The following is a 13,301-nucleotide window of genomic DNA, read 5'->3' as shown; positions in this document are numbered from 1 at the left end:
GTTGCTTAGTACAGCTTCTTGGGCAGCTGCATGCTGCGCACGCGCTTGTAGTGGCGCTTGACCGCGGCGGCCTTCTTGCGCTTGCGCTCGGCGGTCGGCTTTTCGTAGAACTCGCGGGCGCGCAGGTCGGTCAGCAGGCCGAGCTTTTCGATGGTGCGCTTGAAACGGCGCAGTGCGACGTCGAAGGGCTCGTTTTCTTTAACGCGGATGGTGGTCATTGATGAATCGTTGAAATGAATTTGGCCTGGAGAGATCGAGGCCCCAAGCCGGGGTTCCTCAACTGAAAAACATGTGCGGCCGTTGAGGGGAGGCCAAGAGTTAGCCCGCGATTATAGCGCGGTTGCGCACGCGTGGGCGCTTGCCCAGGCCCATTGGAAGTTGTATCCGCCCAACCAGCCGGTCACGTCGACCACTTCGCCGATGAAATAAAGGCCAGGCTGCTTCGATTCCATGGTCTGGGACGACAGGTCGCGGGTGTCGACGCCGCCGGCCGTCACCTCGGCTTTTTTGTAACCTTCGGTGCCGCTGGGGGTGATCTGCCAGCGGGCGATGCGCTCCGACAGGGCTGCCAGCGCCTTGTCAGCGGCTTCGTTGACAGGGCGTTGCAGCGCCGGATCCTGCCCGACCCAGGCGTCGGCCAGCCGGGAGGGCAGCAGCGCGGCCAGTTCGTTGGCGATGCGCTTTTTCGAGCGCAGCTTGGCTTCGCCCAGCGCCTCGGCCACGTCCACGCCGGGCGCGAAATCCAGTGTGAGCGGGGTGCCGGGTTTCCAGTAGCTCGAAATCTGCAGCACCGCCGGGCCCGACAGGCCCCGGTGGGTGAAGAGCAGGTCTTCGAGGAAGGCCATTTTTTCCTTCTTCGCGCCGGTCTCGATGCGCACCGGCAGCGCCAGGCCGGCCAGCTCGGCATACGGCGCCCAGCCTTCGCCGCCGAAGGTCAGCGGCACCAGTGCCGGACGGGGCGTGACGAGGCGCAGGCCGAATTGCTCGGCAAGGCGGTAGCCGAAGTCGCTGGCGCCGATCTGGGGGATCGACAGGCCGCCGGTGGCGACCACGATCTTCGGCGTCTCGATCAGCCCGCGATCGCTCTCGATTTGATAGCTGCCAGCGCCCGATCCATCAGCATCAACGCCAGAAAATGCAATCTTCCCGACCTTGCACGGCTGCCAGCGCTCGACCCCACCCGCCGCGCATTCCGCCAGCAGCATGTCGACGATCTGCTGCGACGAGCCGTCGCAGAACAGCTGCCCCTTGTGCTTCTCGTGGAAGGCGATGCCGTGCTTCTGCACCAGCTCGATGAACTGCTGCGGCGCATAGCGCGACAGCGCCGAGCGGCAGAAATTCGGGTTGTCGCCGATAAAGTGGCGCTGCGGCGCGCGCACGTCGAGGTCACGGTTGGTGAAGTTGGCGCGCCCGCCGCCCGAGATGCGGATCTTCTCGCCCACCTTCTCGCTGTGGTCCACCACCAGCACCTTGAGCCCGCGTTGGCCCGCCACGCCGGCGCAGAACAGCCCGGCGGCCCCGGCGCCGATCACGACGACGTTGAAGCGCGATGATGCGGCCGCGCTCAAGGGCCATCTGCCGCGAGCAGCGGCGGCGGGTTGTATTTCAGGTGGCCCACGTAGCGCAGCGGCTGCGTGGCGGCAATGGAAGGCACGTCGCCCTCGCGCATGTGCAGCAGGTCGGACGGGCTCACCCAGCGCGGGTCGGCATTGGTGATCGGCAGGCCGGCCTGTTTGTAGGCCTCGAGCACGAACTGCGAGCAGAAGAACTGGTCGTCGCGGCTCGCACCCAGCTGCACCATCGCCATGCCGCTCACGCAGTAGCTGCTGACCGCGCTTGGCACCAGCGGCAGTTCGCACAGGCGCCGGTTGAGCACGAAAGGCGCATTCAGCAGCACGCCCACGGTGTTGTAGCGCGCGCCGACCTGAGACAGCGCCCATTCGCGCATGCGCCCGGCGCCAGCTTCGTCGACGCCCGGCACGCGAAAGGCCACCACCATCTGCTCTTCATCGACCAGCTCGGCCAGCGGCCGCGCGCGCACGCCGGTGCCCACGGCTTCGGCGATCTGGCCGTCGCCGAGGTACAGCACTGCGTGGCTCACCGGCGAGAAAGTGCCCAGCCGGATGCCGAAAGAGTTCACCGTGGCGATGGAGGTCAGCAGGATGTCGCCCGGCTCCAGCGCGTCGGCCGCGATGAGTTCGCCGCCGTTACCCGGCGCGATGACCGAGCTCTGCACCCGCAGGCGCAGTCCGGCCTCTTTGGTCGGCCGGGTGGCGCAGGCCGTGAGCAGCAGGGCAGCGCCCGCGGCAACGACGACCGCGGCGGTCTTGAACGCGGCGCGCATCAGCCCTTCCAGATGAACGGAAACTTCAGCTGCTTGAAGAAGCCGTTGGGCACGTAGTCGCCCAGCACGCCGTATTTTTCGGGCCAGAGCTTGGTGCTCTTCACCGCGGTGCCGAAGATGTAGTCGAGGAAGGCGTAATGCGCCGCGTAGTTCTTGTCCAGCGCTTCCTGGTCCTGGCTGTGATGCCAGTGGTGGAAGTTGGGCGTCACGATCAGGTAGCGCAGCGGGCCGAGCCGCACGCTCACGTTGCAGTGGTTGAACACCGCCTGGAAGCCGACCACCACGATGTAGGCGTCGATCACGTCCTTGCTGAAGCCCAGTACGTAGATGGGCGCCAGCACCAGCGTGCGCGTGATCAGCAGCTCAAGGATGTGCTGGCGCGAGCCCGCCATCCAGTCCATGCTCTTCACGCTGTGATGCACCGCGTGCAGGCGCCACAGCACGGGCACCTCGTGGTAGGCGCGATGCGTCCAGTACTGCACGAGGTCGGCCACCAGAACGATCAGCAGCAGCCCGGCCCAGAACGGCAGGTTGCCCACCCAACCGCGGATGCCGTCATTGGCCGCCCAGCCGAAGAGCTTGTGCACCATCAGGTTGGTGGCCAGCAGCACGAAGCCCACGATCATGTGGTTCACCACGAAGTGGTGGAAGTCGGTCTGCCACTCTTCGCGGAACACGGGCTGGTCTTTGCGCAGCGCAAAGAGTTTCTCGATGAAGATGAAGATCAGCGATGAGCCCAGCAGGTCGAGGATGAACCAGTCGAGCCCGATGTACGGCGTGTTGTCCGCGAAGTCGTGCACCGGCACCTTGTGTCCGCCGAGCAGCGCCGACGCCACCACCAGCAGGAACGCCGCCGACGAGAGCCAGCGCGAGCGGTTGAAGATGATGTTGACCAGCGACAGCCCACCCGAAATGACCAGCGCCGCCAGCAAGATGTAGCGCATCACGTCGACGTTGTAGCTCTTGCGCAGTTCGGGCGTGGTGAGGTACTGCGGAAAGTGAAAGGCCAGTACGCCCAGGAAGCACAGGATGGCCAGGCTCAGCGCGATGGTGCCTGTGACCAGCCCTTGGCCACGGCGCAGTTCGCCGTGGTTGTGGGTGAATTCGTTGAGTTTGTCGATGTCCAGCATGCCCGCCTCTCTCGCTTGTACTTTGTGTTGGAGCGCGATTTTAGAGGCGGCTGTAGGAAAAATCTCACCTGGGGCGCACGGCCCTGCGGCGCAGCAGCGCAGCCGAGCCCAGAGCCACCGCCATCACGAGCAGCGACACCACGGTGGTCACCGTGCCCAGCGCATAGATCGACGGGGTGGTGACGGTCGAGGTCAGCCCCTGCAGTTCGAGCGGCAGCGTGTTGACGTCGCCGATGGCCTGCGAGGTGCGGGCGATCTCGTCCCACGACAGCGTGAAGCCGAACATGCCGATGCCCACGATCGACGGGCCGATCAGCGGCAGAACGACGAAGCGGAAGGTCTGCCACGGCGTGGCGCCGAGGTCGCGTGCGGCTTCCTCGTAGGCGGGGTTGAAGCGGTTGAACACCGCGAACATGATGAGCAGGCCGAAGGGCAGGGTCCAGGTCAGGTGCGCGCCGAGGGCTGAGCTGAACAGCCCCAGCGCAGTGCCGTAGCCTTCGAGCAGCGTGGTCGCGTCCATCGCCGTCAGCACGCTCTTGATGCCCGTGTCGATCAGCCGGAACTGCAGGCCGATGCCGAGCGAAATGATGATCGACGGCATGATGAGGCTGGCCACCGTGACGAAGAACAGGGCGTTGCTGCCCGCGAGCTTCTTGCGGAACGCCAGGCCTGCAAGCACCGACAGCACGACGGTGAAGGCCATCACCACAGCGCCCAGCGCCAGCGAGCGCCTGAAGGCCGCGCCGATATCCACTGTGCCCAGCCCTTCAGCCAGCTTGTAGAACCAGTGCAGGGAGACGCCGCGCAGTGGAAACGTCAGGCCGCCCTCGGGGCCCTGGAAGCTGAGCACGAAGATCGTGATCATCGGGCCGTAGAGGAACAGCACGAACAGGGCGAATACCGTGGCGAGAGGCCAGAAGCCGGGGCTGCGTTGTTCGCCTATGCGTTGGCTCATTTGTTTTTCTCCTTCAGGGCGAGTGCGAATGACACCGGGTGCTCCCCTCCGCGAATGTCCCCCGCCTTCGGCTCCTCCTTTATTTCGCTGCAGGAAGCACCCGGTGCCATTCGCACATGGACGCTGCCGTTGTGCTGGCCGATCAACCAGTGCGCTGAACGATCACGACGGCGGGGTGCCTTGCGCAGCGAAATAAAGGAGGAGCCCGAAGGGCGGGGGACATTCGCGGAGCAAGGTACCCCGTCGGCGTGAGCGAGCCCTGAAGAACAAGAGCTCACCCTAGAGCTCCTTTCGAATGTCGACCAGCCGGGTCAGTCCCCAGATGATCATCAGCACCACCGCCAACAAAATCATCGCGTTGGCCGCAGCCAGCGGAAACTGCAGGTACGAGGTCTGCACCTGGATGATCTTGCCGATGGAGGCGATCTGCTGGCCGCCCATCACGCCGATGGTGACGAAGTCGCCCATGACGATGGTGATGACGAAGATCGACCCGATCAGGATGCCGGTGCGCGACAGCGGCACCACCACGTTCCACAGCGTCTGCCAGCCCGATGCGCCCGCATCGCTGGCTGCTTCGAGCAGCGAGCGGTCGATGCGCATCATGCTGTTGAATATCGGCACGATCATGAACATCGTGTACAGGTGCACGAAGGCCAGCACCACCGAGAAATCGGAGAACAGCAGCCACTCCACAGGCTGGTTCACGAGGCCCAGGCCCATGAGCGCCTGGTTGACCAGCCCGTTGCGTCCCAAGAGCGGCACCCACGAGATCATGCGGATCACGTTCGAAGTCCAGAAGGGCACGGTGCACAGCACGAACAGCACCGTCTGCATGGTCGACGAGCGCACGTGGAACGCCAGGAAGTACGCAACTGAGAAGCCGATCAGCAGCGTGATGCCCCACACCAGCACGCAGAACTTGAACGTGCTCAGGTAGGTGTTGAGCGTGACGCACAGGTCGCCGTTGTCCGTGAGACGCGAGCAGCCCTCGAACAGGCTCAGGTAGTTGCGCAGCGTGACCGCCGGGATCAGTTCGTATTCGTTGAAATTCCACAGGCTGACCATCGCGACCAGCGCCAGCGGAACCAGGAAGAACAGCAGGAACACCAGCGCGAACGGCGCCGCCTGCCACCACGCCTTGACGGCATGGATGGGCGTGGTGGCGACGGACGCGCTGGTCGAGGGAGCGCTCACAGGCTCAGGCCGAAGCTCAGGCAGCGACGAACTCGTTCCACTTGCGGACCATGTACTCGTTCTCGTCCATCACCGCGTTCCAGCAGGCGATGCCGCCCATGCGCTGCTCATAGCTGCCGCCGTCGCGCACCGAGCCTGCCTTGGCGATCACGTCGCCCTGTGGGCTCTTGATGTCCTGCGCGGCGGGCTTGCCCTCCATCCAGTAGGCCCACTCGTAGGCTTCCATCTTGGTCTTGGCGGTGTCGAGCACGGCGCTGTAGTAGCCCTGGCGATTGAGGTACGCACCGGCCCAGCCGTCGAGGAACCAGTTGATGAACTCATAGGCGCCGTCGAGCTTCTTGCCCGAGAGCGTGGCCGGCAGGCCGAAGCCCGAGGCCCAGGCGCGATAGCCCTCCTTGAGCGGCTGGAAGGTGCAGTCGATGCCCTTGCTGCGCACGGCCGTGACCGCGGGCGACCACATCGACTGGATCACGACCTCGCCCGAGGCCATGAGGTTCACCGACTCGTTGAAGTCCTTCCACAGCGCGCGGAACTGGCCGGCCTTCTTGGCCTCGATCAGGGTCTTGATCGTCAGGTCGATCTCGGCCTTGGTCATGTTGCCCTTGTCGGCGTACTTGTGGATGCCCTTGGCCTCCACCACCATCGCCGCGTCCATGATGCCGATCGACGGAATGTTCAGGATCGCGGTCTTGCCCTTGAACTCGGGGTTCAGCAGCTCGGCCCACGAAGAGATCGGGCGCTTGATCAGGTCGGGCCGGATGCCCAACGTGTCGGCGTTGTAGGTGGTCGGGATCAGCGACATGAACTGCGTGGCCGACTTCGCGAAGACCTTGCTCTTCTCGCCCTCGAGGTAGATCACCTTGACCGGCGCCGTGCCCTGGTTGCCGACCTTCTTGCCGGCCACTTCGCCCTTGGTGAAGAGCGAGGTGATCTTGTCGGCGTTCTTCACGCGCTTGGTGTCGATGCCCTTCAGGTTGCCGGTCGGCACGATCTTCTTGAGCGAGAAGAACTCGGTGTCGATCAGGTCGAAGCTGTTGGGGGCGGTCACGGCGCGCTTGGTCACGTCGTCGGTGGTCACGGCCACGTACTGGATCTCGATGCCGGTGTCGGCCTTGAATTTCTCGGCGATCGCCTTGTCCTGGTTCACCGCGGTGCCGAGGTAGCGCAGCACGATCTTTTCCTGCGCATGCACGAAGGGCGCGATGCCCGTGGCCAGGATGCCGGCCGTGCCTTGCAGGAGGGTGCGGCGCTTGACGCCGTTGGACGAGTCGATGGAATCGGTCATGGCTGAGTCTCCAGAGAAAAAAGTGGAAAGAAACGAACGCAGGAAAAAGAGAAGCGGGTTGCGGATGCGCTCACAGGGTCATGGCGAGCGCGGCCGTGTCGTCGCGCTGATGTGCCCCGGCACCGGCGGGTGCCGAAGCCCGCTCGCCCGGCGGCTTGACGCCGGGGCCGAGCACGCGCGCGTCGGCCTCGGCCCACGAGAGGCGCACCGCCTCGCCGTGCGCATAGGGGCGCGCGAGGAAAGCGGCTTCGCCGAGCAGCAAGGAGACGTTCTGGCGTCCGGCGGCAGCGCCTTCGAGCGCCAGGCCGAGCAGCACGTAGGTGCCCTGGTACTCGACGTCGGTGACGGTGGCAGCAAGGGCAGTGCCAGCCGCGTCGCCCTCCGAAGCCGCGGCGATCCGCATGCGGTCGTTGCGCACCGCGATCGGGCCGGCCGGCGTGTCGAACACGTTGTGGCCGCCCATGAAGCGCGCGACAAACTCGCTAGCCGGGTGGTTGTAGACCGCGTGCGGCGAGCCGACCTGCTCGATCACCCCGTGGTTCATCACCACCATGGTGTCGGCCAGCGCCATTGCCTCTTCCTGCGAGTGCGTGACGTGCACGAAGGTCAGGCCCAGTTCCTTCTGCCAGCGCCGCAGCTCGGCGCGCATCTGGATGCGCAGGAAGGGGTCGAGCGCCGACAGCGGCTCGTCGAGCAGCAGCACGCGCGGCTCGGTGATGAGGGCACGCGCCAGCGCCACGCGCTGCTGCTGGCCGCCGGAAAGTTCACCCGGCTTGCGGTTGGCCAGGTGGCCCATCGCGACGCGCGCGAGCAGGTCGTTGGCACGCTTGTGGCGCTCGGCCTTGCCGACGCCTTTCATCTTGAGGCTGAAGGCCACGTTGTCGGTGGCCGAGAGGTGCGGGAACAGGGCGAAGCTCTGGAACATCATCGCCGTGCCGCGCGCGGCCGCGGGCAGGTCGGTGATGTTGCGGTTGTCCAGCAGGATGTCGCCGCTGGTGACGGACTCGTGGCCCGCGATCATGCGCAGCGTGGTGCTCTTGCCGCAGCCCGACGGGCCGAGCAGGCAGCAGTAGCTTCCGCTGGCGATGCGCAGGTCTATCTGGTCGACGGCGGCCGGTGTGCCGGGGGCATAGCGCTTGGTGAGCGCGACGATCTCGACTGCGGCGGGTTCGGGCGTGGCGACGGCATTCATTGCCGATGGCTCAGCACGATCCATGCCACGTTGTGGTGCGCGGCGCCCGTGCCGCTCGTGCTGTCCTCGCCCTGGTCAGGTGCCGATCAGGTACCGAACTTGTCCGCGTCCACCGGTACCTCGGCGGCTGCCAGTCCGCGCAGCACGTCGCCCACCACGATCACCGCCGGGCTGGCCAGGCCGGCCTCGGCGATGCCGTTCTGCAGGTTGCCCAGCGTGGTCGCGATGTGCCGCTGGTGCGGCAGGCTTGCATGCTGGATGACGGCCACCGGCGTGTCGCCCGGAAGGCCTTGCAGCAGTTCACGTTCGATGTGCCCGGCGCCCGACACGCCCATGTAGATCACCAGCGTGAGCCGCGCGTTGTACGCCGTCGCGGCCAGCGCGCGCCAGTCGGTCGGGTCTTCGGCTGCGCCGGCGCCGGTCTTGGCATGGCCGGTGACGAACACCACGCCCTGCGCATGGTCGCGGTGCGTGAGCGGCACGCCCAGCGCGGTCACGGCCGCGAGGCCGGCGGTGATGCCGTTGACCACGGTGCACTCGATGCCGGCTTCGCGCAGGTGCTCCACTTCTTCGCCACCGCGGCCGAAGATGAACGGGTCGCCGCCTTTGAGGCGGACCACGGTTTCGCCTTCGCGCACTGCGGTGATCATCAGCCGCTCGATGAAGGCCTGCGGCGTGCTCTTGCAGCCGCCGCGCTTGCCCACATGCACGATGCGCGCTCCGGGGCGGGCGTAGGCCAGAATCTCGTCGTTCACGAGGTCGTCGACCAGCAGCACCGTCGCGGCCTGGATCGCCTTCACGGCCTTGACGGTCAGCAGCTCCGGGTCGCCCGGGCCGGCGCCCACCAGCGTGCAGCGGCCGGTGATGAAGGAGGTGGGGGTGTCGTTGTTCATGCGTGGGATGCCAGTTGCGTGATGTGCCTGACCTGCGCCGCAATGGCTTCGGGCACGGGAAGCTCGCCTGCCAGCACGCGGCGCGTGTAGTCGGCTGTGGTGGCGACGTCGATTTCCTTCGGCAGACCGGGCACCTCGGCGGTGGTGCCGGCCTGCTGCGCCTGCAACTCGGTGCGCACGCCGCGCACGAAGCCGTCGATCTGCGCGGTGCGGCGCGGGTCGGACACCACTTCGCCCTCGAGGCCGCGTGAGAGCAGGGCGGTCATGCCCGTGAGCTCGAAGGTCTCGCCCATGGTGCGGGCGTATTCGGGGTGCGTGTAGCTGGCCACCACCACGCAGGGGCCGGCGGTGGGCTGCATCAGCTTCACCACGCTGTGGCCCGGGTTGCGCAGGCCGACCACGCGGCGCACGTCGAGCAGGCGCTTGAGCGCGGGGTTCAGCAGTTCGGTGGGGGCAAAGGCCGCTTCGCCGTTGGCGATGGGGCGGATAGCGGTCATGGGCGGCACATCGAGCGCCGAGAGCACGTTCGACGCCAGCACGCGAGATGTTTCGCTCGCGCTGCCGTGCACCAGCACCGGCAGGCCTTCGCGCGCCAGCAGCAGCGCCAGCAGCGGCGTGAGCACCGGCAGCTTGCGCGCGCCGTTGTAGCTGGGCAGCACGACCAGCGCCCGGTCGCCGGTGGGAATGCGGTTGAGCCGCGCATGGGTTGCATCGAGAAAACCGGCCATCTCCTCGGGCGTTTCGCCCTTGATGCGCATGGCCAGGCAGAAGCCGCCGATTTCGAGGTCGGTGACGGTGCCGTCCAGCACCTGGCCGAACAGGTCGGTGGCCTGTTCACGCGTGAGCGGCTTGGCGCCTCGTGCGCCGCGGCCGATTTCCTTGATGTATTGGCTGATTCCCATGGGTAGGCGGATTGTCCTGCAACGCTTATGCCGGAATGTGAGTTGGCTTATGCATCGGGTGTCTTGTCCCCTCTCCCGCTTGCGGGAGAGGGTCAGGGTGAGGGCAGCGGCCTTGCAACATCGCGCGGTCGTCATTGCCGCTCACCCTCACCCCAGCCCTCTCCCCAAGGGGAGCGGGGGCAATGCAGACGGCGCATCACAACGTCGCCTCCGCTTCGGCCGGCGTCGCCCGCACCATGCGCTTGAGCTCCGGAATGCACGAGCCGCAGTTGGTGCCGCACTTCAGCGCGCCCTGCAGCTTGGCCAGCCGCTCGTCGGCGGTGCCGGTGCAGCGGCCCAGTTCGGTCTGGATCGCCACGTCCGCCACGTTGAAGCAGGTGCACACCGTCTTGCCGCGCGACTGCACCGCCACCGGCGCTTTCGAGCCCGGCGACAGCAGCAGGCGGCCGTAGCTCTGCGCCGGCAGTTCCTCTCGCAGCAGCGTGGAGATCCAGGTTTCGGCGCTGGTGTCGCCGCCCAGCAGGAAGGCTTCGAGGCCGGCGCTGCCGTCGGCACGGCGCACCAGCCGGGCCGAGCGGCGCTGGCCCCGGCGGCGGTCGGCGTAGCGCAGGGTGTCGGCGGTCTGCAGGCCGAGCAGGGCTTCGATCTTCTCGACCAGCGTGTCGTCGGGTGCGTCGTGCGCGGCGGCGCGAAAGAGCAGGCCGCTGCGTTCGGCGCCCTGCGTGTTGCCGGCAAACGGCACGCAGGTCGCAAAAGGAAACAGCGCCATCATCGGCTGCAGCGCGCGGTGCGCGGCCAGCGCGTCGCCATCGGGCAGCCAGGCCATGGCCAGCAGCGACCACGGCAGCTCGGCCTTGAGGATCTTCACCGGCGTGTGCTTCAGCTCGGGCTGCTTCGAGGTCGGACAGTAGGCCGGCGTGGTCAGCGCGTTGATGCCCGCGAGCCGTGTGCCGTTCGACGAGCAGCCGCTCAGGTACTCCTCGCCCCAGTGCATGGCGACAAAAGCCTGGCTCATCCCCACCTCGGCGCTGGCACGCGCGGGCAGCATGATCGAGCCGCGCTTCGACGTCAGATGCACCAGGTCGCCTTCGCGGATCTGGCGGCGCGCCATGTCCTGCGCGTTCATCTGCACCACCGGCTCAGACACATGGCCGAACAGGCGGCCGACAGTACCGGTGCGGCTCATGCCGTGCCACTGGTCGCGCAGGCGGCCGGTGTTCAGCGAGAAGGGGTAGCGGGCCTCGCGGGCTTCGGCCACCGGCTTGTAGACCGTGTCGACGAAGCGGGCGCGGCTATCGGGCGTTGGGAACACGCCGTCTTCGTAGAGGCGCACGCGGCCGGTGCTTTCGCCTTCCTTCAGCGGCCATTGCTGCGGGCCGGCGGTTTCCAGCATCGCGTAGCTCATGCCGGTGATGTCCAGGTCGCGCCCGCGCGTGGATTCGCGATGCTCGTTCCAGACCGATTCGGCCGTCTCGTACGGGAACAGCGTGAACGCGCGGGCCAGCTGCCTTTCGAGCCGGTGCGCGAAGGCCACTGCAATCGACCAGTCGTTGCGCGCCTCGCCGGGCGCCGGCACAGCCGGGCGCACGCGCGAGATGCGGCGCTCGCTGTTGGTCACGGTGCCTTCCTTCTCGCCCCAGGTGGTGGCGGGCAGCAGCAGGTCGGCAAAGGCGCAGGTGGCGGTGGTGGCGAAGGCTTCCTGCACCACGACGAACTCGGCGCGTTCCAGCGCGCGGCGCACCGTGGCCTGGTCGGGCATCGACTGTGCCGGGTTGGTGCAGGCGATCCACAGCGCGCGGATCTCGCCGTCGGCCGCGGCCTGGAACATTTCGACCGCCGTCTTGCCCGGCTTCTCGGGCACCGAGGGCACGCCCCACAGCGCGGCCACTTCGGCGCGGTGATCGGGGTTCGCCAGGTCGCGGTGCGCGCTCAGCAGGTTGGCAAGGCCGCCGACTTCGCGCCCGCCCATCGCATTGGGCTGGCCGGTCAGCGAGAACGGGCCCGCGCCGGCGCGGCCGATCTGCGCGGTCGCCAGGTGCAAGTTGATGAGAGCAGCGTTCTTCGCCGTGCCGCTCGACGACTGGTTCAGGCCCTGGCAGTACAGGCTCAGCGTGGCGGGCGAGGTGGCGAACAGCCGCGCCGCCTCGAGCAGGTCTTCCTTCGGGATGCCGCACACCTGCGCGACCTTGTCCGGTGTGCACTCGCGCACCGTCGCCTTCAATGCGTCGAAGCCGTTGGTGTGCGCCGCGATGTACTTCGCGTCGATCCAGCCTTCCCACAGCATCAGGTGCAGCATGCCGTTGAACAGCATCACGTCGGTGCCGGGCTGGATGGGCAGGAACAGGTCGGCGATCTCGACCGTGTCGGTGCGGCGCGGGTCGGCCACCACGATCTTCAGCGCCGGGTTCGCGGCCTTCGCGTCCTCGATGCGGCGGAAAAGAATGGGGTGCGCCCACGCCGTGTTGCTGCCCACGATGAACAGGCAGTCGGCGTGCTTCAGGTCGTCGTAGCAGGCGGGCGGCGCGTCGGCGCCCAGCGTCTGCTTGTAGCCGGCCACGGCGCTGCTCATGCAAAGGCGCGAATTGGTGTCGACGTTGTTGGTGCCGATCAGGCCCTTGGCGAGCTTGTTGAAGACGTAGTAGTCCTCGGTGAGCAACTGGCCCGACACGTAGAAGCCGACCGAGTCCGGGCCGTGGTCGCGGATCACCTGCGCGAACTTGCCGGCGGCGTTGTCGAGCGCGGTGTCCCACGTCACCGCGGTGGGCGCTTCTGCGCGCACGAGGCGCTGCATGGGCTGCAGCAGCCGCGTCTGCCGCGTGACCGTGGCGCTGGCCGTGAGGTGCAGCGTCGAGCCCTTGGTGCACAGGCGCCCGAAGTTCGCCGGGTGGTCAGGGTCGCCGCGCACGCCGGTGATCTCGCTGCCCTGCGATTCGATGATGACGCCGCACCCTACGCCGCAGTAGGGGCAGGTGGAGCGGGTCTCGAGCGTCATGGGTTATTCCAGCGGAAGAACCGTCAGTACCGCGAACGGCTTCGGGCCGGCGACCGGGCGTTCCAGGTCGATGGCGTGCGTGGCCAGCTCGCCCGCGTCCAGGTGCACCACGCCGTCTTCCACCTTCACGGCGAACTTCGGCGTGCAGCCTTCGTCGGGCGACCTGGCGCAGCCGTCGTCCAGCCCGATGGCCCAGTTGTGCAGCGGGCAGGCCACGCTGGTGCCGAACACGATGCCCTGGCTCAGCGGGCCGCCCTTGTGCGGGCAGCGGTCGAGCAGCGCGAACACCTCGTTCTCGGCGTTGCGGAACACGGCAACGTCCACGCCGGCAGGCCGCGTCACGCGGCGGGCGCCGAGCACGGGGATGTCGTCGATGCGGCAGATGACTTTCCAATCGCTCATGGTGGGGCT

General features: G+C 67.1%; 12 protein-coding genes. All 12 read right to left on the bottom strand.

Annotation, left to right across the window (positions count from 1 at the left end):
- Positions 1 to 5 precede the first annotated feature (5 nt).
- Positions 6 to 218, bottom strand: a complete 213-nt coding sequence (gene rpsU / locus NWF24_RS20940; protein WP_007833691.1) for a 30S ribosomal protein S21 — start codon at positions 216 to 218, stop codon at positions 6 to 8.
- 111 nt (positions 219 to 329) lie between these two features.
- The gene (locus tag NWF24_RS20935) at positions 330 to 1,568 is read right to left on the bottom strand and encodes an NAD(P)/FAD-dependent oxidoreductase (protein ID WP_258350197.1); all 1,239 of its coding nucleotides are present in this window, start codon (positions 1,566 to 1,568) and stop codon (positions 330 to 332) included.
- Complete coding sequence (locus NWF24_RS20930) at positions 1,565 to 2,344, bottom strand: YaeF family permuted papain-like enzyme (protein ID WP_258350196.1); 780 nt, start codon at positions 2,342 to 2,344, stop codon at positions 1,565 to 1,567. Before NWF24_RS20930 ends, NWF24_RS20935 begins: the two co-directional genes overlap by 4 nt.
- Entirely contained in the window at positions 2,344 to 3,474 is a 1,131-nt protein-coding gene (locus NWF24_RS20925) for a sterol desaturase family protein (RefSeq protein ID WP_093057876.1), read from the bottom strand. The genes NWF24_RS20930 and NWF24_RS20925 overlap by 1 nt, the downstream gene beginning before the upstream one ends.
- 64 nt (positions 3,475 to 3,538) lie before the next feature.
- Positions 3,539 to 4,429, bottom strand: coding sequence for an ABC transporter permease (locus tag NWF24_RS20920; RefSeq protein ID WP_093057875.1), 891 nt, complete (start codon positions 4,427 to 4,429; stop codon positions 3,539 to 3,541).
- Positions 4,430 to 4,708: 279 nt separating this feature from the next.
- Positions 4,709 to 5,626 (bottom strand): ABC transporter permease, encoded by a 918-nt coding sequence (locus NWF24_RS20915; RefSeq protein ID WP_093057874.1) that lies wholly within the window; start codon positions 5,624 to 5,626, stop codon positions 4,709 to 4,711.
- A 16-nt stretch (positions 5,627 to 5,642) separates the two neighbouring features.
- Positions 5,643 to 6,911, bottom strand: a complete 1,269-nt coding sequence (locus NWF24_RS20910) for an ABC transporter substrate-binding protein (protein ID WP_258350195.1) — start codon at positions 6,909 to 6,911, stop codon at positions 5,643 to 5,645.
- A gap of 70 nt (positions 6,912 to 6,981) precedes the next feature.
- Positions 6,982 to 8,103 (bottom strand): ABC transporter ATP-binding protein, encoded by a 1,122-nt coding sequence (locus tag NWF24_RS20905; protein ID WP_258350194.1) that lies wholly within the window; start codon positions 8,101 to 8,103, stop codon positions 6,982 to 6,984.
- Positions 8,104 to 8,189: 86 nt separating this feature from the next.
- The gene (gene cobA / locus NWF24_RS20900) at positions 8,190 to 8,996 is read right to left on the bottom strand and encodes a uroporphyrinogen-III C-methyltransferase (RefSeq protein WP_258350193.1); all 807 of its coding nucleotides are present in this window, start codon (positions 8,994 to 8,996) and stop codon (positions 8,190 to 8,192) included.
- Positions 8,993 to 9,898, bottom strand: a complete 906-nt coding sequence (ybiB, locus tag NWF24_RS20895) for a DNA-binding protein YbiB (protein ID WP_258350192.1) — start codon at positions 9,896 to 9,898, stop codon at positions 8,993 to 8,995. Before ybiB ends, cobA begins: the two co-directional genes overlap by 4 nt.
- A gap of 196 nt (positions 9,899 to 10,094) precedes the next feature.
- Positions 10,095 to 12,890 carry a nitrate reductase gene (locus NWF24_RS20890; RefSeq protein ID WP_258350191.1) on the bottom strand — a complete coding sequence of 932 codons (2,796 nt, stop codon included), beginning with the start codon at positions 12,888 to 12,890 and terminating at the stop codon, positions 10,095 to 10,097.
- Positions 12,891 to 12,893: 3 nt separating this feature from the next.
- On the bottom strand, positions 12,894 to 13,292 hold the full coding sequence (gene nirD / locus NWF24_RS20885) for a nitrite reductase small subunit NirD (protein WP_258350190.1): 399 nt from the start codon (positions 13,290 to 13,292) through the stop codon (positions 12,894 to 12,896).
- Positions 13,293 to 13,301: the final 9 nt, after the last annotated feature.

The organism is Variovorax paradoxus, assembly GCF_024734665.1.
Lineage (GTDB): Bacteria > Pseudomonadota > Gammaproteobacteria > Burkholderiales > Burkholderiaceae_C > Variovorax.
This window is presented reverse-complemented; position numbering and strand designations above follow the sequence as displayed.

Coding starts and splice junctions, on each gene's coding strand:
- rpsU (WP_007833691.1), bottom strand. CDS start 218: ATGACCACCATCCGCGTTAAAGAAAACGAGCCCTTCGACGTCGCACTG.
- NWF24_RS20930 (WP_258350196.1), bottom strand. CDS start 2,344: ATGCGCGCCGCGTTCAAGACCGCCGCGGTCGTCGTTGCCGCGGGCGCT.
- NWF24_RS20925 (WP_093057876.1), bottom strand. CDS start 3,474: ATGCTGGACATCGACAAACTCAACGAATTCACCCACAACCACGGCGAA.
- NWF24_RS20920 (WP_093057875.1), bottom strand. CDS start 4,429: ATGAGCCAACGCATAGGCGAACAACGCAGCCCCGGCTTCTGGCCTCTC.
- NWF24_RS20910 (WP_258350195.1), bottom strand. CDS start 6,911: ATGACCGATTCCATCGACTCGTCCAACGGCGTCAAGCGCCGCACCCTC.
- NWF24_RS20905 (WP_258350194.1), bottom strand. CDS start 8,103: ATGAATGCCGTCGCCACGCCCGAACCCGCCGCAGTCGAGATCGTCGCG.
- cobA (WP_258350193.1), bottom strand. CDS start 8,996: ATGAACAACGACACCCCCACCTCCTTCATCACCGGCCGCTGCACGCTG.
- ybiB (WP_258350192.1), bottom strand. CDS start 9,898: ATGGGAATCAGCCAATACATCAAGGAAATCGGCCGCGGCGCACGAGGC.
- NWF24_RS20890 (WP_258350191.1), bottom strand. CDS start 12,890: ATGACGCTCGAGACCCGCTCCACCTGCCCCTACTGCGGCGTAGGGTGC.
- nirD (WP_258350190.1), bottom strand. CDS start 13,292: ATGAGCGATTGGAAAGTCATCTGCCGCATCGACGACATCCCCGTGCTC.